This window comes from Devosia sp. (genome assembly GCF_048261455.1).
Lineage (GTDB): Bacteria > Pseudomonadota > Alphaproteobacteria > Rhizobiales > Devosiaceae > Devosia_A.
In genome coordinates, this window is the sequence record NZ_JBLXGA010000010.1 from 1 (window position 1) to 17,306 (window position 17,306).

17 protein-coding genes are annotated in these 17,306 nt (G+C 63.4%); 10 read left to right on the forward strand and 7 right to left on the reverse strand.

Annotated features, from left to right (window positions below; all coding sequences use genetic code 11):
• The 3 genes from ACN0TK_RS11670 to ACN0TK_RS11680 form a co-directional block, all read right to left on the reverse strand.
• Positions 1-531 (reverse strand): PepSY-associated TM helix domain-containing protein (locus tag ACN0TK_RS11670; RefSeq protein WP_417309671.1); only part of this gene is annotated, 531 nt, incomplete at its 3' end.
• Between the two features lie 10 nt (positions 532-541).
• A complete protein-coding gene (locus tag ACN0TK_RS11675) occupies positions 542-1,012 on the reverse strand; it encodes a DUF2271 domain-containing protein (RefSeq protein ID WP_417309672.1) in 471 nt (156 codons plus the stop codon).
• Between the two features lie 113 nt (positions 1,013-1,125).
• Positions 1,126-2,256 (reverse strand): ROK family transcriptional regulator, encoded by a 1,131-nt coding sequence (locus ACN0TK_RS11680; RefSeq protein ID WP_417309673.1) that lies wholly within the window; start codon positions 2,254-2,256, stop codon positions 1,126-1,128.
• Between the two features lie 218 nt (positions 2,257-2,474).
• Between ACN0TK_RS11680 and ACN0TK_RS11685 the strand changes: the two genes are divergently transcribed.
• The 9 genes from ACN0TK_RS11685 to ACN0TK_RS11725 all read left to right on the forward strand — a co-directional run bounded on the left by ACN0TK_RS11685 (position 2,475) and on the right by ACN0TK_RS11725 (position 11,366).
• A complete protein-coding gene (locus ACN0TK_RS11685) occupies positions 2,475-3,749 on the forward strand; it encodes an ABC transporter substrate-binding protein (RefSeq protein WP_417309674.1) in 1,275 nt (424 codons plus the stop codon).
• 111 nt (positions 3,750-3,860) lie between these two features.
• On the forward strand, positions 3,861-4,748 hold the full coding sequence (locus tag ACN0TK_RS11690; RefSeq protein WP_417309809.1) for a carbohydrate ABC transporter permease: 888 nt from the start codon (positions 3,861-3,863) through the stop codon (positions 4,746-4,748).
• The gene (locus tag ACN0TK_RS11695) at positions 4,741-5,649 is read left to right on the forward strand and encodes a carbohydrate ABC transporter permease (protein WP_417309675.1); all 909 of its coding nucleotides are present in this window, start codon (positions 4,741-4,743) and stop codon (positions 5,647-5,649) included. The genes ACN0TK_RS11690 and ACN0TK_RS11695 overlap by 8 nt, the downstream gene beginning before the upstream one ends.
• Before the next feature lie 14 nt (positions 5,650-5,663).
• The gene (locus ACN0TK_RS11700) at positions 5,664-6,770 is read left to right on the forward strand and encodes an ABC transporter ATP-binding protein (protein ID WP_417309676.1); all 1,107 of its coding nucleotides are present in this window, start codon (positions 5,664-5,666) and stop codon (positions 6,768-6,770) included.
• A gap of 61 nt (positions 6,771-6,831) precedes the next feature.
• The gene (locus ACN0TK_RS11705) at positions 6,832-7,536 is read left to right on the forward strand and encodes an SDR family NAD(P)-dependent oxidoreductase (protein ID WP_417309677.1); all 705 of its coding nucleotides are present in this window, start codon (positions 6,832-6,834) and stop codon (positions 7,534-7,536) included.
• Positions 7,537-7,567: 31 nt separating this feature from the next.
• Entirely contained in the window at positions 7,568-8,551 is a 984-nt protein-coding gene (locus ACN0TK_RS11710) for a sugar phosphate isomerase/epimerase family protein (RefSeq protein WP_417309678.1), read from the forward strand.
• A 13-nt stretch (positions 8,552-8,564) separates the two neighbouring features.
• Entirely contained in the window at positions 8,565-9,374 is an 810-nt protein-coding gene (locus tag ACN0TK_RS11715) for an SDR family NAD(P)-dependent oxidoreductase (protein ID WP_417309679.1), read from the forward strand.
• A gap of 98 nt (positions 9,375-9,472) precedes the next feature.
• Positions 9,473-10,534 carry an MraY family glycosyltransferase gene (locus tag ACN0TK_RS11720; protein ID WP_417309680.1) on the forward strand — a complete coding sequence of 354 codons (1,062 nt, stop codon included), beginning with the start codon at positions 9,473-9,475 and terminating at the stop codon, positions 10,532-10,534.
• A gap of 319 nt (positions 10,535-10,853) precedes the next feature.
• Positions 10,854-11,366, forward strand: coding sequence for a CAP domain-containing protein (locus ACN0TK_RS11725; protein ID WP_417309681.1), 513 nt, complete (start codon positions 10,854-10,856; stop codon positions 11,364-11,366).
• Between the two features lie 10 nt (positions 11,367-11,376).
• Here ACN0TK_RS11725 and glpK read toward each other — a convergent pair whose 3' ends face one another.
• Positions 11,377-12,867, reverse strand: a complete 1,491-nt coding sequence (gene glpK, locus ACN0TK_RS11730) for a glycerol kinase GlpK (RefSeq protein WP_417309682.1) — start codon at positions 12,865-12,867, stop codon at positions 11,377-11,379.
• Entirely contained in the window at positions 12,867-14,369 is a 1,503-nt protein-coding gene (gene glpD, locus ACN0TK_RS11735; protein WP_417309683.1) for a glycerol-3-phosphate dehydrogenase, read from the reverse strand. Before glpD ends, glpK begins: the two co-directional genes overlap by 1 nt.
• 162 nt (positions 14,370-14,531) lie before the next feature.
• Between glpD and ACN0TK_RS11740 the strand changes: the two genes are divergently transcribed.
• A complete protein-coding gene (locus tag ACN0TK_RS11740) occupies positions 14,532-15,470 on the forward strand; it encodes an AEC family transporter (RefSeq protein ID WP_417309684.1) in 939 nt (312 codons plus the stop codon).
• 15 nt (positions 15,471-15,485) lie between these two features.
• On the opposite strand, the gene ACN0TK_RS11745 is transcribed toward ACN0TK_RS11740, so the two are convergent.
• The gene (locus ACN0TK_RS11745) at positions 15,486-16,340 is read right to left on the reverse strand and encodes a transglutaminase family protein (protein ID WP_417309685.1); all 855 of its coding nucleotides are present in this window, start codon (positions 16,338-16,340) and stop codon (positions 15,486-15,488) included.
• A complete protein-coding gene (locus ACN0TK_RS11750) occupies positions 16,340-17,284 on the reverse strand; it encodes an alpha-E domain-containing protein (protein ID WP_417309686.1) in 945 nt (314 codons plus the stop codon). Before ACN0TK_RS11750 ends, ACN0TK_RS11745 begins: the two co-directional genes overlap by 1 nt.
• Between the last annotated feature and the right edge of the window lie 22 nt (positions 17,285-17,306).

A 17,306-nucleotide genomic window follows, 5' to 3' on the forward strand; every position in this document is an offset into this window, starting at 1 on the left:
CATCAGCGCCACGACGGCAATGCGGCTCATCTCGACATGCAGGCGCGACCAGACGCTGCCCCGCGCCGCAGCGAACAACCGGCGCCAGCCGCCGAGCCGCTTGACCAGCATCAGCACGCCGGAGACGGAGAGCAAGACTAGCGCCAGCGCCGCGACAGAGGCGATCACCTGCCCGCCGAAGCCGAGAAACAGCGAGCGGTGCAGTTCCGTCATGAGCACGAAGAAGTCAGACGCCTGATAGGGGCCGAGCGTCGCGCCGCTCGCCGGATCGATCCGGTCGGCCGAGGCACCACCGGCGCCCGCGCTATAGGCCGTGACCGTGCCGTTGGCCGACCGCACGATGCGGTCGATGCCCGGATGCGTCGCGGCCACAGCATCAGCCAATTGCGCCACCGTGGTCATGCCCGCGCTGCCACCTGCCGACGCATGGTCAAGCGCCGGCTGCACCGACAGCACGGCGCCGGTGATCGCCATGAAGACGACGAGAAGCCCCGCAACGAGCCCGGGCAGCGAATGCAGCTGGCGCAACATGGCCGATCTCCTAGAAGTTGACCGTCATGTGGCTGACGTAACCCGTGCCATCGACAGGCTGACCGTTCTCGGCGCTCGTCAGCGGCACAACGGCGTCACTCGAATAGCTGCCGCCATGTTCGACGGCGCTGTCGACATGCACCTCGTAGCCGGCGTCGATCAGTGAGTCGGCAATGCTGGTATTGACGGTGAGTACCTGACCGCCGCCGACACTGGCGCCGGTGATGCCATCAAGCGAGACCCCTGCGGCGGCGGCACCCTTGGCCCACTGCCGCAAGTCCCGCAGATAGCGGGTGCGGGTACCCGAGACCCACAGCGTGGAATTGTAGCTGCCGTCCGGGTTGGTGACATAAACGGCGAGGTAGGCGGGGTTGCCGCTGTATCGGACCATCTGGACGTCAACGCTGATGTCCTTGGCGATCGCGGCGCTGGGCGCGAGCAGGGCGGTTCCGAGCAGCAGGGCGCTGGTGAGAGGGCGCATGGCAAAAGTCCTTCGATTCATGTTGAACCGAAGATGGCCACCGCAAGCTGACATGAACCTGACGCGGGGCCGTGTCGATTGTCAGCTTCGCGTCAGCCTTGGGTATGGGCCCGCTAGTGCAGGGGACCACCATGATTGCGCAGCACGAGCCCGACGGCGCCCATGCAGCCGCCATTGTCGGTGAACTGGCTGGGCCTCAGGATCGTCCGCGTCTCTTCTCCTACATCGCCCGACTTGACCAGGCTGTAGCGCTCGAACGCTTCCGACAGCGGCCCCATCAGGATATCGCCAGCCGGTGCCAAGCGTCCGCTGACGACAATCAGCGGCGGATTGAACACCGACCCGATGAGACCCAGCCCGCGCCCGCCCGCATAGCCCGCGTCCTTGATCAGTCCGCGACAGAGCTCGTCACCGTCCAGCGCCATCTGCACGACATCGCTGATCCGCAGCCCCGGCTGCCCGAAATGCCGCCGCGCCTCGTCCAGCGGTTCGATGAAACTGGCATAGACTTCGAGGCAACCATGGTTGCCGCAGCGGCACAGCGGACCATCCGGATCGAGCACGACATGCCCGAACTCGCCGCCGCCGCCGGCAATACCCCGCAACACCTTGCCACCCGATACGATCGCCCCGCCCACACCCAGGTCGAGCGTGAAGACGACGAAGTCGTCAAACCCCTGCGCCGCGCCCCAGGTCATCTCGGCAATGGCCGAGCAATTGCTCTCGTTGTCGATGAACACCGGCGCGTCGAAGATCGGGCCAAAGACCTCCTGCAGATTGATGCCGGTCCAGCGCGGAATGCCGCCCCGCATCACCTCTCCACTGCTGTTCGAGACTGGTCCCCCAACCGCAATACCGACACCCAGCAGGCCGGCCTGCGAACGCCACTGCTCCGCATAGGCATCCGAGATCAATTCGCGGATCAGCCGGATGGCATGCTCGGGATCGTAATCGCGCTCGAGGTTGAGCGAGGTATCCGTCAGCACATTGTGCGCGACATCGGCAACGATGACCTGGATTTCCGACTGCCCGATCAGCAGTCCGATGCAGGTGCCCGCTTCGGGGTTCAGCGAAAGCGTCGTCGCCGGGCGGCCGACGCTGCCGGCGGCGTCGCTGCCGATCTCGATCACCACGTCGGCCCGGCGCAGCTCGGCCAATGCCATCGATACCGTCGACTTCGCCAGGCCAGTAAGTCTGGCAATCTGTGCTGCGCTCAGGCTGCCGCGGGCGCTGAGCGCACGCACAATGCGTCCGGTCGGGGTTCCCCCCGCCCGACCACTCACCAATGAGCGCAACTCCATCGTGTTCACACCGCTCCTCCAGCGCGTTGACAAGCGAAATAAGTTCACCCTAGAACTAATAGACGGTCTGCAAAATGCACACCGGCACTGAGAATGCGCAAGGGGCAAATCATCGGCCGATAAAGAGCCGGATTGTCAGTTTGCGCTAGGGAGAGAGATCGATGAATTTCAAGACCAAGGCTGCGGTTTCCGCAGCCACGTTGCTGACGGCTGCGCTGCTGTCGGGCACTGCGATGGCAGAACCCAAGGTGCTTATGCTGCACCAGTGGGCCAGCGGCAATGACGCAGCATCCATCGCTAAGCTCGGCGAGATGTTCGAGGAAAAGGGCGGCACCTGGGAGCAGACCGCCATCGCCGGTCACACTGCCAATACCCTCGCCAAGCTGCGCGCTGACGTGGTGGCCGGCAATGCACCCGCCGCCGTGCAGCTCAAGGGCCCGGAAATCGCCGAGTGGAACGCCACCGGCATGACCGCCGACATGGATGAGCTGGCCGCCGAAGAAGGCTGGGACGCCGTCGTCGCGCCGGAACTGCTCCCGGTGATGAAGCCGGATGGCAAGTGGCGCGCGGCGCCCATGAACATCCACCGCATCAACTGGATCTGGGGCAACAAGGCCGCGATGGAAGAAGTCGGCGTGACCGAACTTCCCAAGACCTGGGCCGAGTTCAATGATGCCTGCGAGAAGGCAATTGCGGGCGGCAAGGTCTGCCTCGCGCATTTCAGCGCCGACTGGTCCGACGCAACGACCTTCGAGACCGTTGTCTACGGTCAGGACATCGACCTCTACCGCAAGGCCTTCGTTGAAGGCGACGTCGACGCTCTGCGCTCGGACGGCATGGTCAAGGCCTTCGATCAGATGCGCCTGATGGTCGACAAGTACATGGATCCGGCGATCGCTGGACGCGACTACGATACCGCCGCCAACATGATGGCCAACGGCGATGCGCTGTTCTACATCATGGGCGACTGGGAACTCGGCCGCCTTGTCTCGATCGGCAAAGTGCCGGGTGAAGACATCCTCTGCGGCCAGTCGCCGACCGACTGGGAGGGTGACGGCTTCATCCTGAACTCCGACTCCGTCGTGTTCTTCCAGCAGAACGACCCGGACTTCCAGGAAGGCCAGGAGCTGCTGGCGTCCACCATCCTGAGCCCCGAGTTCCAGACGGTGTTCAATATCTCCAAGGGTTCGATCCCGGCACGTCTCGATGTTGACCTGACGGACGGTTTCAACGCGTGTCAGATCAAGTCGCAGGACGACCTCAAGGCCTCGATCGACGAAGGCACTCTGGTCCGTTCCATGGCCCACAACATGACCGTGCTGCAGAAGTATCGCGGCGCCATGATGGATCTGATCACCGAGTTCGTGAACGCGCCTGAAATGTCCTCCACCGACGCGGCCAACACCATGGCCGACTCCGTCGAAGCACAGATGTAATTCACATCTTGCATGGTCCGGCCGCGGGATTTCCCCGGCCGGACACGTCTTCGAATACAGGGGGATACGGTGGCTGTAGCCGGTTATTCTGACGTCGCGCCTGCGCCGACGATGATGGAGCGCCTGAGAAGGTGGCTACCGATCTTCGTCATCGCACCCTCGATCGTCGCATCATTTGTCTATGTTTTCGTCTTCGCGGGCTGGACGTTTTACATCTCGCTGAGCGACTCGACGCTCCTGCCGAGTTACAACTTCCGTGGCTTCGACAATTACGCCTCGCTGTGGGCCAACCGCCGTTGGGGCGTCGCCTACACAAACCTGTTCTATTTCTCCGCCTTCTACGTGACCTGCGCGATGGCGTTCGGGCTGCTGCTGGCGGTTCTGATAGACCAAAAGATCCGCGGGGAGTCCTTCTGGCGGACCATTTTCCTCTATCCTCTCGCTGTCAGCTTCATCGTGACCGGTACGGTCTGGCAGTGGCTCTATAATCCCTCCAGCGGCATCCAGTTCATGGTCAACTCGCTGGGCTGGACCGACTTCAAGTTCGCCCTGACGACCGACCGCAACTATGCGATCTGGGCGATCATCATCACCGGCATCTGGAATTCCGCGGGCTTTTCGATGGCGCTCTTCCTTGCCGGTCTCCGGTCCGTCGACCAGGACATCATCAAGGCGGCCCAGATCGACGGCGCTTCCTGGTTCCGCACCTACCGTAAGGTCATTCTGCCCACTATCACGCCGATCTTTTTGGCCGTGGCGGTGGTCTTGCTGCAGTTCGCGATCAAGACCTTTGATCTCGCGGTGGCTCTGACCAATTCAGGCCCGGGTATCTCGACGACCTTCCCGGCAACCTACGTCTACGACTTCATGTTCCAGCGCGGTGAAATCGGCCAGGGTGCCGCCGCCGCCATGATGATCCTCGCGGCCCTCGCCGTCGTGCTCATCCCCTATTCGCTCTATCTGGTCTGGCGTCGTCGCCGGGAGGCTGGTCATGGCTGACGTTGCTGTAAGCGCCAACCCGGTGGAAGATCGCGATGCCGCGATTGCGACGCGCCGCCGCCGCACGTCCCGCATCATCGTCTACGGACTGCTGGGACTGTTTTCGATCTTCTACATCGTGCCGCTGATGGTGGTGGTCACCAACGCTTTCCGCTCGAACGCGGAAATCAGCGCCATGGGATTGATCTCCCTGCCGCAGAGCTTCAGTTTCAGCGCCTGGCCCCAGGCCTGGAGCGACTTCTGTATCGGCGGGCAATGCGATGGTGTCGCCCGCTATTTCTGGAATTCGGTGGGCATGGTCATTCCCGCGACCATCATCTCGACCACCCTGGGCGCGATCAACGGTTACGTTCTGTCCAAGTGGCGTTTCCCTGGTTCGGAAATCGTCTTCGGCTTCATGCTGCTGGGCGTCTTCATGCCCGGCCAGATCGCCCTGCTGCCGTGGGCCTTCCTGCTCGGCAAGATCGGCCTGGCGAACTCGGTGTACGGCCTCGTGCTCGTTCACTGCATTCAGGGCCTGTCGTTCACCACGCTCTTTTTCCGCAACTACTACGTCAACATTCCCGATGACCTGGTGAAGGCGGCACGCATCGATGGCGCCGGCTTCTGGCGCATCTTCTACAAGATCGTCCTGCCGCTCTCGCCGCCGATCATCATCGTCACGGTCATCTGGCAGTTCACCGGTATCTGGAACGAGTACCTGTTCGGCGTCGTGCTCAACTCGGGCTCCAACCAGCCCATCACGGCGGCCCTTGTCGCCCTGTCGATGAGCGGGACCACGGTGCGCACCTATGACGTAATGAGTGCCGCCGTGCTGATCGCCGCATTGCCACCGCTGCTGGTCTACTTCTTCGGCGGCAAATATTTCGTCCGGGGTCTCACCCAGGGCGCCATCAAGTAATCCGGAGCACTCTCATGGCATCCCTCACCATCCGCAATGCGCGGAAAAACTACGGCGCCGTCGAGGTCCTCAAGGGCGTCAATCTCGAGGCGGAATCCGGCGAGTTCATTGCACTCGTCGGCCCCTCGGGCTGCGGCAAGTCCACGCTGCTGGCAATGATCGCCGGGCTTGAAAGCGTCACCGCCGGCGAGATCTGGATCGGCGACCGCATGGTCAATTCGGTCGCCCCCAAGGACCGCGACATCGCAATGGTGTTTCAGTCCTACGCGCTCTATCCGACGATGACAGTGCGCGAGAACATGGCCTTCGGCATGGAAAGCCGGAACGTCCCCAAGGACCAGCAGAAGGAAACCATCGCCCGCGTCGCGGCACTGCTGCAGATTGAGCCGCTGCTCAACCGCAAGCCGGGCCAGCTCTCGGGCGGCCAGCGTCAGCGCGTTGCCATGGGCCGCGCCCTGGTGCGCGATCCGGCACTCTTCCTGTTCGACGAGCCGCTGTCCAACCTCGATGCCAAGCTGCGCGTCGACATGCGGACCGAAATCAAGAAGCTGCATCAGCGCGTCGGCAAGACGACGGTCTATGTCACCCATGACCAGATCGAAGCCATGACGCTCGCCTCACGTATCGCCGTGATGCATCAGGGCGAACTGCAGCAGTTCGACGAGCCCGAGGTGATCTACAACCGTCCTGCCAACGTCTTCGTTGCCGGCTTCATGGGCTCGCCATCGATGAATTTCATCGATGCAGAGCTGTCGAGTGCGAACGGTCAGACAGCAGTCAGCTTTCCGCTTTCTGACGGCAACGTCGCATCCCTGCCGCTTGCCAACGACATTGGCGATCGGGCCGGTGAGCGCCGGATCATTCTGGGCATTCGTCCCGAACATCTCGCACGAAATGATGCCGACACGCCATCGCGTCCCGGCTTTGCGACCATGGACGTGCCGGTCGAAGTGGTCGAGCCGACAGGCGCCGAGACCATGGCCGTTCTCAAATTCGGTGACCGCGAGGTTGTGGGGCGCTTTTCGCCCGACACCGCCCCGCGCACCGGTGAAACCATGCCACTAGTGGTCGATATGACCCGCGCGTGCCTGTTTGATCCAAGCACGCGTCGACTGATCTGAAGGAATCACTGAAATTACTGACTTTGCGACATATCCAAGCCTCGCCGGCCGCGTTGTCTTCGTGTCTGGCGGCGCCTCCGGCATTGGCTCCGACATCGTGCGGGCCTTTGCCGCCAATGGGGCGAAAGTGGCCTTCATCGATATTCTGGAACCGGACGGCAATGCTTTGGCCGAGGAAACCGGATCGGTGTTCATCAAGTGCGATGTGACCGACATTCCCGCGCTGAAAGCCGCCATCGAAAAGACCCGTGACCAGCTCGGCAACATCAGCGTCTTGGTCAACAACGCGGCGAATGACGATCGGCACAAGGCTGATACCGTCACCGAGGAATACTGGGACCGCAATCAGGACATCAACCTGAAGCACCAGTTCTTCGCCTCGCAGGCTGTGCGGCCGCAGATGCAGGCGCTCGGCGGCGGCTCGATCATCAACTTTTCTTCAATCGCCTGGCGCGGCGGCGGGGACTCATTTCCCTCCTATGCGACGGCCAAGGCCGGCGTGCTCGGTTTGACCCGAGCCCTGGGTCGGGATTTCGGCGTCGACAACATCCGCGTCAACGCCCTCGAACCTGGTGCCGTGGCAACGCCCCGCCAGATCCGCCTTTGGTACGGCAGCGAGGACGCCGTCGAGGCGGTCACCGCGCGCCAATCCATCAAGCGGCGGCTGCTGGGCGATGAGATCGCGCGCACCGTGCTGTTCCTCGCTGCCGACGACAGTCGCATGATCACCAAGCAGGCCATCCGCGTCGACGGCGGTCTGCTCTGACCTGAACACCAGCATACGAAAGGGCGGTCGCATGAAGCTGACCACCGGCCTGAACCCCTATGGGCTGACCTACTACCTGGGGCTGCAGGGGATGGGCACCCCGCGACAGAATCCCAACGGCGCCGGCCTTGAAGGCTTTATCGCTCTCACCGAAGAGCTGGGTGGCAAGGCCATCGAGCTGTGGGAAGGCTGGTTCAAGGACATGTCGGATGCCGAATTGGCGGCGTTGAAGGACCGGCTGGACAAGCTGGGCTGGAAGCGCGTCTTGAGCTCCGGTCTGCTGCATTGCGACATGGACCTGCTGCTGCGTAGCGCCAAGGCGCTGGACGCCAAGTTCGTGCGTCTGGCGCTCACCCCGATCCTTTGCGGTGATCGCGTCGCAGCCGGCGCGCGCTGGGATGAACTGGTCAACGAGGTCAACGAAAAGCTGGCCGAATATGCACCGCGCGCCGAAGCCGCCGGTGTCGTGCTGCTGATCGAGAACCACCAGGATTTCACCAGCCACGAGCTCGTCGCCTTCTGCGACAAATACGGCCCGTCGGTGCGGATCGTCTTCGACATGGCCAACACCTTTCCGGTGGCCGAGTCGCCGATCGATTTCACCAGGGTCATTGCGCCCTATGTGCGGCATTGTCACGCCAAGGACTACCGTGCCCAGTTCACCGATGACGGCATCCGGCTGGTCCGCTGTCCTTCGGGCGACGGCTGCGTGCCGTTCAAGGAAATGTTCGAGATCCTCGGCCAGCACAACGACGAGATGACCGCCTGCATCGAGATCGGTGCGCTCGAGGCGCGGCATGTGAAATTCTATCACGCCGACTGGTGGAAAGGGTATGCGCCCAAGCAGGCCAGCGCCCTGGCGGCCTGCCTTCTGGCGGCGCGCCGCAACCATATTCCCGAGGGCGAGGAATGGCGCACGCCCTGGGAGCGCGAGGCGGATGACGAATTGATTGACTATGAACTTGGGCAATATCGGCGCGCGGCCGAAAATCTCAAGTCCCTTGGTTTGATGTGATTGGGAGGCCAGATTGGCTCAGGACCTGACAGGTAAGATTGCCCTCGTGACCGGCTCCGGCCGGGGGCTCGGCAATGTGATGGCGCGCAAGCTCGCCGCGCGTGGCGCAGACGTCATCGTGCATGATCTCGCATGGGATGCGACCAGCAAGTTCGGCGAGGCCTCAAACCTCGGCGAAGTCGTCAAGCAGATCGAGGCTATGGGTGTGCGCTCGATGGGCGTTACTGGCAACATCGGTGATCGCGATGCCGTCGCCGCAATGCGTGACGAGATCGAGAGCAAATTCGGCAATGTCGAAATTCTGGTGAACTGCGCCGGCGGTGACATCGGCGCCTCGGGCAACAAGCCCGAACCCAACAACATCCTCGGCATCACCTATGAGGATCTGACGACGCTGACCAACAACAACCTGATCGGCACCATGCTGGTGACCCAGGCGTTCGTGCCGCAGATGGTGGCGCGCGAACACGGCATCGTCGTCAACATCGCCTCCGTCGCCGCCCATGTTGGCGTCTCGCACGGCGGGATCTACGCGACGCTGAAGGCCGCCGTGACGCATTACACCCGCTGCCTCGCCGACGAGGTGCGCTCGGCTGGTGTCCGCGTCAATGCCGTCAGCCCCGGCCCGGCCAAGACCGCCCGCTTCCAGGCGACCCGGACGGTCGACCCCGACAAGATGAACTCCAATAAGGTCTCGATGGATCGCTATGCCGAGCCCGAAGAGATCGCCGACGCCGTGGTGTTCCTGTGTAGCCCCGAAGCCAAGTTCATGCATGGCCAGCTGCTGCGCGTCGATGGTGGCCTGCAGCTCTTTGCCGGCTGATAGCTAAAGCGTGGGGCGCCGCCATCTGACAGGCGCGCGCCCCTTGCCAATTCTGCCTCCGCCCCGCTAACGCTGGCGCACGCGGAGGGTTTTGAAAAATGCTGCTGACTGCACTGCTGGTGACCGTCGCGGCCTTTATCGTGGCGCTTGCCATCACTTCTGTAGTGCGGCAACGCGCGCTGAGCCGGGGCGAACTCGAGCAGGTGAATGCGCGTTCGTCGCATGTCGTGCCGACGCCCTCTAGCGGCGGCATTGGCATTGCGACCGGCGGGACGCTGGTCACCCTCGCCATCGCCTATCTGCAGCCCTGGGTAGGGATGCCGGTCGCGATCGCCGGAATCCTGATCGCGATTCTCGGCTATGTCGATGACCGCCGTCACATACCGGCCCGCTGGCGGCTGGGCGCTCAAATCATTTTGGTGGGCGTTGTCGTTTCGGTCCTGCCGCTTGATGTGCTGAGCACCGCGCTGGGTATCGCGATGCCCGACATGGTGCTCTTCGTCTTGCTGGTGATTGCCGGCGCGTTCTGGCTGAACCTGTTCAATTTCATGGATGGCATCGACGGGCTCGCCGCCAGCGAAGCGATATTCCTGCTGCTCGCCCTGACGCTGCTGCCATTCCTGATCAGTCCCGCCGTGATGATCCACCCGTCCTTCTGGTGGCCGGTCGGCGTTGCTGCTGCCTGTGGCGGCTTTCTGGTTTTGAACTGGCCACCGGCGAAGATTTTCATGGGCGATGTCGGCAGCACCTGGCTCGGTCTCATGCTGACGTTCTTCGCATTGCTTGGGCTGGTGATGGGCTCGGTAAACTTGCCGCAGTTGCTGATCCTGCCGGCCGCGTTTCTCGCCGATGCGCTGACGACGCTGGGCCGCCGGCTGGCGCGCGGCGAGCGGGTCTACGAAGCGCATCGCCGGCACGCCTATCAGCTCCTGGCGCTGCGCTTTGGCTCGCACCGAAAGGTGACGCTGCTCTATATGGCGATCAATGTCGTCGTGCTGCTGCCACTGACCTGGCACGCCAGAGATCTCGGCGCAGTGGGCTGGCTCGTCGCGCTTGCCGTCTATGCGGTGCTGGTGCCGGCGGCCTGGTGGGCCGGAGCAGGGCGGCCGCTAGACCCACAAAGTGACGAAGAACGCCCCGAGCCCGACAATCGACAGTGATGCGGCGATGGCCGCAAACAGCATGTTCTTGGTAAAATTCACCTGCTGCCGCATTTCGCGGTTCGTCAGGCTGCGGATCAACAAACGTCCCGTCTGCAACTCGTCCATTGCGTAAGCCCCTCAACCTCGCTCCGAGGAACAAAACTGCGGGCGAACTGTGTTCCCGGCCAGCGATTTGCAGAACTACAGTTAATTAAACTCAAATGCCGTGTTTTCTTGCTGGGCAGCTCGGGGGCTGTTGAACGCGCGTTTGCACGCCTTGCCGCCGCCTGCTTTTTGGCTAGGCTAGGTCATCTCGTTTCACCGGATCGAACCGCGCATGTCCTTGTCCCGCCGTGCTTTTGTGGTGCTTGGCATCGCCGCTTTCACCGCTGCTTGTTCGCCCATCGGGCCGCAGCCGGGGGTATCGACACCGCCCGCAGCGCTCACCCAGGCGCGCATCGTTTCGGCCATCAACGGCGTCCGCAAGGCCAATGGCCGCAAGCCGCTGACCTATAACTCAAGGCTCGAGGCGGCGGCCCGCACCCAGGCAAACCTGATGGCATCGAAGGACCAGTTGTCGCACAATCTGGGCAAGACCCTGCGAGAGCGGGTGCGCGAGCAGGGCTATGAGGGCGCGGTCGGCGAGAACGTTGCCGGCGGTCACAAGACGCTCGAGCAGGCGATTCAGGGCTGGCTCGATTCGCCCGGACACCGCGCCGCGCTGCTGTCGCCGAATTTCGAAGAATTTGGCCTCGCCGTTGCCAACGTCGCGCCCGGCAGAAAGTCGCGTTACGGCATCTACTGGTCGTTCATCGCCGGTGGCCCGTTCGATCCTTGGATCAAGAAGTGACCGCCACGGGCTAGCCCGTCGTCAGCGTGCGCTGCACCGCATCGCGCCATCCGGCGAGTTTGCGCTCGCGCGTCGCGTCATCCATTTGCGGCGTGAACTGCCGGTCGAGGGCCCAGCGTTCGGCAAAGCCTTCGCGGTCCGGCCAGACCCCGGCCTTCCAGCCAGCCAGCCACGCCGCCCCGAGCGCCGTCGTTTCGAGGATAGTCGGCCTGTCGACCGCCGCGTCGAGGATGTCGGCCAGGAATTGCATGGTCCAGTCCGACCCGACCATGCCGCCATCGACGCGCAGCACGGTGTCGCTGGCGCCGCCCCAATCCTTGTGCATCGCATCAAGCAGGTCACGGGTCTGGTAGCAGACCGATTCCAGCGCCGCCCGGGCGAGTTCCGGGGCACCGCTGTTGCGCGTCAATCCGGTGAGCGCCCCGCGTGCCGCGGCGTCCCACCATGGCGCGCCGAGACCGACAAAGGCCGGGACCAGATAGACATTCTGCGTCGGGTCGGCCCTAGCGGCGAGCGCCCCGGCGTCGGACGCCTTGTCGAACAGCCCCAGCATGTCGCGCAGCCATTGCACCGAGGCGCCGGCAACAAAAATCGCGCCTTCGAGCGCATATGTGGTTTCGCCGTCGAGCCGGTAGGCGATGGTGGTCAGCAGCCGGTTCTCGGACCGCACGAGGTCGCTGCCGGTGTTGAGCAGCGCGAAACAGCCGGTGCCATAGGTCGATTTCATCATGCCGGGGGTGAAACAGGCCTGACCGATGGTCGCTGCCTGCTGGTCGCCGGCCGAGCCCCGAATGGGGATGGGGGCGCCGAACAGTTCCGGATCCGTGGTGCCGAAGTCGGCGGCATTATCGCAAACCTCTGGCATCATCGATGCGGGGATGCGCAGCAGCTTCAGCAGTTCCGTGTCCCATCTGTTGGTCTCGATATTGTACAGCAGCGTGCGGCTGGCATTGCTTGCATCGGTGACGTGCTTCTGGCCGCCGGTCAGCCGCCAGATGAGGTAGGAATCCACCGTGCCGAAGGCGAGATTGCCCGCCTCGGCGCGAGCCCTGAGGCCCTCGACATTGTCCAGCAGCCAGCTCAGCTTGGTGCCCGAGAAATAGGGATCGATGACGAGGCCGGTCTTGCGGCTGATCATCTCTTCGAGGCCGTCGCGCTTCATCGCTTCGCACATGGCGTGCGTGCGCCGATCCTGCCAGACGATGGCCTTGCCGACCGGCTCGCCGGTCTTGCGGTCCCACACCACCACCGTCTCGCGCTGATTGGTGATGCCGATGGCGGCAACGTCGCTGGCTGCGATCCCGGCCGCGTCGAGCGCCGTCTTCACGCTTTTGACGCAGCTGGCCCAGATCTCGTCGGCGTCGTGTTCGACCCAGCCGTCCTGCGGGAAATACTGGGTGAACTCCATCTGCCCCAGGCCGCACAGCTTCTGCGCCTCATCGAAGACGATGGCCCGGCTCGATGTCGTCCCCTGATCGATCGCCAGCACATATCCGCCCATCACACCCGTCCTCCCAAGCGCTCCGTCACATAGTCGCCGACCCGTGCGATCTGTGTCGCGTCGAGCCGTAATCCCAGCTTGCTGCGGCGCCACAGCACATCCTCGCCGGCCCTCGCCCATTCCCGCGCGATCATGTAGTCGATCTCGCGCGCGGTGAGGCCGGCGCCGAAGGTTTCGCCCATGTCGTCGAGCGATTTTGCATCGCCCAGCACGGTCGGTGCCAGCGTGCCATAGCTGCGCAGCAGCCGATGCAGCACGTCTGGTGCGAAGCCTGGATAGGCCTTTTGCAACTTGGCGAGTTCGGCATCGAACGCCGTCGGCGCAAAGTCGCCGCCCGGCAGTTTTGCGTCATGCGTCCAATGCGCGCCGCGCTTTCCGATCTCGTGGCCGATATCGTCGACGACCTCTTCGCTGAGCCGTCGTGAGGTCGTCAGCTTGCCGCCGAACACATTGATCTGCTTGGGCGTGCCGTCGGCGCCTTCGGTCTTCAGCACATAGTCGCGCGTCGCCTCCTGCGCCGCGGTGGCGCCGTCGTCATAAAGGGGGCGAACGCCCGAATAGGTCCAGACGATATCGGCGCGGGTGACCGGTTTCGCAAAATACTCGCTGACCCCGTCGCACAGGTAGTCGATCTCGGATTCGCTGATAGTAACCGCATCCGGATCGCCGTCGAAATCCATGTCGGTGGTGCCGATCAGCGTGTAGTCGCCCTCATAGGGGATGGCGAACATGATCCGCCCGTCGGGGTTCTGGAAAAAGTAGCATTTGTCGTGGTCGAACAGCTTGTTGACGACGATATGGCTGCCTTTGACGAGGCGCACGTGATGCGCCTCATTCTCGGCGAAGGCCTGGCGGATGACCGCGTCGACCCAGGGGCCGGCAGCATTGACGACGATCTTTGCCCGTGCGGTTTCCATGCCGTCGGGACCGTTCATTTCGATGGCCCAGGCGTCGCCGTCGCGGCGGACGCTGGAAACCTTGGTCCCGACCTTCACCACGGCACCGCGATCGGCCGCGTCGCGCGCATTGAGCGCCACCAGCCGTGCATCATCCACCCAGCCGTCCGAATATTCGAACCCGGTGCGATAACCGGGCTTCAGCGGCTTGCCGGTCGGATCAGTGCGCAGGTCCAGCGTCTTGGTGCCCGGCAGCAGCTTGCGGCCCCCAAGGTGATCGTAGAGGAACAGGCCCAGCCGCAGCAGCCAGGCGGGGCGGAGGCCCTTCTGATGCGGCAGGACGAAGCGCAGGGGCCAGATGATATGCGGCGCCGAGGCCCAGAGCACCTCGCGCTCGATCAGCGCCTCGCGCACCAGCCGGAATTCGTAGTGCTCGAGATAGCGCAGTCCGCCATGCACCAGCTTGGTTGCGGCCGAAGACGTGCCGGAGGCGAGGTCGTTCATTTCGCACAGCAAGACGCGATAACCGCGCCCCGCTGCGTCGCGCGCGATGCCCGTGCCGTTGACGCCGCCGCCGATCACCAGAATGTCGTAACTGTCGGTCATTGTTCTCTATTCCAGCCCCACACAAGCCCTAGCCTGACACGGCCCATGTCACAAGTTGCAGGGTCGCCGCAGCCGTTCACGGCCACGGGCGCTCACCAATCGGTGATTGACCCCTATCAACTCAGGGTGCACTAGAAAAAGACCTTCGCCCGCCGGCTGCCCATGCTCTCCATCATCAACGTTGTCCTGCCCGTTTTCGCCCTCATGGCGGTAGGCTATCTGGCTGTGCGCTTTCGCCTCTACCCGACCGAGGGCGTGCGCGGGCTCGTGGCATTCGTCAACAATTTCGCGACGCCCTGCCTGCTGTTCCGCGCCCTCGCGACGTCGGATTTTTCGACCACCTTCAACTGGGGCGTTATCATCCCCTTTTATGTCGGGGCGCTGACGGTGTTCGTGCTGGGCATCACCTTCGCCCGCCGCCTGTTCAAGGATCGGCCGGGCGAGAGCGTCGCCTCGGGCTTTTCGGCGATGTTCACCAATACCGTGCTGATCGGCATTCCGGTGCTGCAGCGCGCCTATGGCGAAGGCGCCCTGGCGACGGCCTTCTCGATCATCGCCTTCCATGCCTCGATGCTGATCACGCTGGCGATGATCACCATGGAGCTGATGCGCCGCGACGGTGCGCCACTGCATCAGGCGCTTGGCGCCGCCGGCGTGCGCATCGTCTCCAACCCGCTGCTCTGGGGTATCGTGCTCGGCGTCGCGGCAAACTTTGGCGGGCTGACGCTGTATGAGCCGGCGCAGGCCTTTGTCGACATGATGGCGGCGGCGGTGACGCCGGCCGCACTGTTCGGTCTGGGCGGGGCGCTCAATTCCTATCGGCTGGCCGACAGCTGGGGGCAATCGCTGCTGATGGCCTTGCTGAAGCTCATTGTCCAGCCGGCAATCGCCTGGACGCTGATGGTGCCGATCCTGCATGTCGACCATGAGGTGGCGCGCTATGGTGTGCTGCTGGCAGCCATGCCGACCGGCATCAACGCCTATGTCTTCGCCACCTACTACAATCGCGGCGTCAACGTCGCGACGAACACGGTGCTGATTTCGACCGTGCTCAGTCTGCTCACCGTATCGTTCTGGCTGTTCATTCTCGGGATCAGCTAGCGGAGACCAGAGCGCCTACTGCACGGCCTCGATCTGCATGGCGAGCACTGCTGGCTCACCCACGGATGGTACGGACCGCACGGGCGTCGCGCTCGTCGCATCGAGGCCGACGGCCATCCGCACATGCCGGTCGGTCGGGCAATAGCCGAGTGACGGATCGAAGGCGATCCAGCCAAGCCCGGTGTCATAAGCCTCGGCCCAGGCGTGAAATGTGCCATCCATCGCATCGTCGGCCAGATAGCCGGTAACGAAACGCGCCGGAATGCCCAGTGCCCGCGCCGCGCCGATGAAGGCATGGGCATGGGCGACGGGATCGAAGGGCTTTGCCTCTTCAGCCGGGGCTTCCTCAGGGGGAGGTGCGGCCTCCTGGGACTGCGACTGGCTCTGTCCGTCTTGCGACTGGCTTTGGCTTTGCTTCGGAGCCTCGTCCTCGGCGCTGCCGAGGACCTCTTTCACCCGATCCATCAACGCATGCAACAGCGCGATGCGATCCGGGCCGAGCTTGGAGGAGGAGCGGAATTTCTGGGTGATCAGGCCCATCGGCTTGGTCAGCGGCGTCGACCGCATGAACAGCGCCGGGACCGGCTCGCCCGGCGGTTTGCCCAGAACGCCATTGCGGTCGATCGTATCGACCACGCCGGCAATGGTGATGACCAGTTCCGGATCGGGCTTCACCTGGGAAACCAGATGCGCCGAATTGCCATAGGCATCGGTGAACCACACCGCGTCTTCGAGGCCGGGCAGGTCGATCGACCATTCCTTGACCGATTGCGTCGGGCCGGCGCGCGGCGTCAGCAGCAGATGCTGCAGGCTGCGGGCAACGTCTTCGCCGAGGCCAAGGCTCAGTGTCTGGCGTACTTTGATATCCATCAGTAAAAATTATAGCTTTCTGCGAGCGCTTCCGTCACCCGGTTGTTGCGCGAGATGAACTCCGTCAGGAATTCATGCAGCCCGTAGTCGAAGATGCTCTCGATGGACGTGCCTTCGAGCAACTGCTTGACCCCGTCGATGGCATCATGGCCGGGTGTGTGCCCGCCGTAGATCTCTTCCAGCATATCGAGATTCTCATCGAGCCAAAGCACGCTGAAACGCAGCGAGCGCGGCATCTCAGGGCTGAGGATGAGGTACTCGGCGATGTTCTTCGCCTTGAACCGGTCGTGATAGACGTGCTGATAGCTGCGATGCGCCGAGGCGGCGCGCAGGATCATCGTCCATTGCTGGATGTCGATCTCGCCCCCGACCTGGGTCTCGCGCGGCAGCAGCACATAGTATTTCATGTCGAGAATACGGGCGGTGTTGTCCGCCCGCTCGACGAAATTGCCGACCTGGCTGAAGGCATAGCCGTCGTCGCGCAGTGAGGTCGACATCAGGGCACCGCGATAGCGATAGCTGACCTGGCGGACCCAGTTGAGCAGTTCCTGTATCTTGGCGCCGGTGACATCGCGCGGGCGGATGGCCGAGAACTCCAGCCATGCGGCGTTGATCGTCTCCCACATGTCGGTGGTGAGCGCCGTGCGCACTGCGCGCGCATTGGTACGCGCGGCCAGCAGACAGGCCCGGACGGAGGACGGATTGTCCTCGTCGAACAGCATGAACTGCGAGACGTTCTTCACGTCGGCGACGCGCTCTGTGGCGAGGAATTCCTCGTCCACCTCGGCTGCCTGCATCATCGACATCAGGTGCTCGCTGGCCCCGCCCTCGCGCCGCGAGGTGAGGCTCATGCGGTAGCCGACTTCGAGCAGCCGGGCGACGTTTTCGGCGCGCTCGACATAGCGCGACAGCCAGAACAGGCTCTGGGCGGTTCTACCGAGCATGGCAGGCCTCCCGGTTTGTCAT

Bases quoted from the DNA above. Each gene is read 5' to 3' on its own strand.
- glpD (WP_417309683.1), bottom strand. From the start codon at position 14,369: ATGACCGACAGTTACGACATTCTGGTGATCGGCGGCGGCGTCAACGGC.
- ACN0TK_RS11685 (WP_417309674.1), top strand. From the start codon at position 2,475: ATGAATTTCAAGACCAAGGCTGCGGTTTCCGCAGCCACGTTGCTGACG.
- ACN0TK_RS11700 (WP_417309676.1), top strand. From the start codon at position 5,664: ATGGCATCCCTCACCATCCGCAATGCGCGGAAAAACTACGGCGCCGTC.
- glpK (WP_417309682.1), bottom strand. From the start codon at position 12,867: ATGGGCGGATATGTGCTGGCGATCGATCAGGGGACGACATCGAGCCGG.
- ACN0TK_RS11750 (WP_417309686.1), bottom strand. From the start codon at position 17,284: ATGCTCGGTAGAACCGCCCAGAGCCTGTTCTGGCTGTCGCGCTATGTC.
- ACN0TK_RS11710 (WP_417309678.1), top strand. From the start codon at position 7,568: ATGAAGCTGACCACCGGCCTGAACCCCTATGGGCTGACCTACTACCTG.
- ACN0TK_RS11720 (WP_417309680.1), top strand. From the start codon at position 9,473: ATGCTGCTGACTGCACTGCTGGTGACCGTCGCGGCCTTTATCGTGGCG.
- ACN0TK_RS11740 (WP_417309684.1), top strand. From the start codon at position 14,532: ATGCTCTCCATCATCAACGTTGTCCTGCCCGTTTTCGCCCTCATGGCG.
- ACN0TK_RS11690 (WP_417309809.1), top strand. From the start codon at position 3,861: ATGATGGAGCGCCTGAGAAGGTGGCTACCGATCTTCGTCATCGCACCC.
- ACN0TK_RS11675 (WP_417309672.1), bottom strand. From the start codon at position 1,012: ATGCGCCCTCTCACCAGCGCCCTGCTGCTCGGAACCGCCCTGCTCGCG.
- ACN0TK_RS11745 (WP_417309685.1), bottom strand. From the start codon at position 16,340: ATGGATATCAAAGTACGCCAGACACTGAGCCTTGGCCTCGGCGAAGAC.
- ACN0TK_RS11725 (WP_417309681.1), top strand. From the start codon at position 10,854: ATGTCCTTGTCCCGCCGTGCTTTTGTGGTGCTTGGCATCGCCGCTTTC.
- ACN0TK_RS11695 (WP_417309675.1), top strand. From the start codon at position 4,741: ATGGCTGACGTTGCTGTAAGCGCCAACCCGGTGGAAGATCGCGATGCC.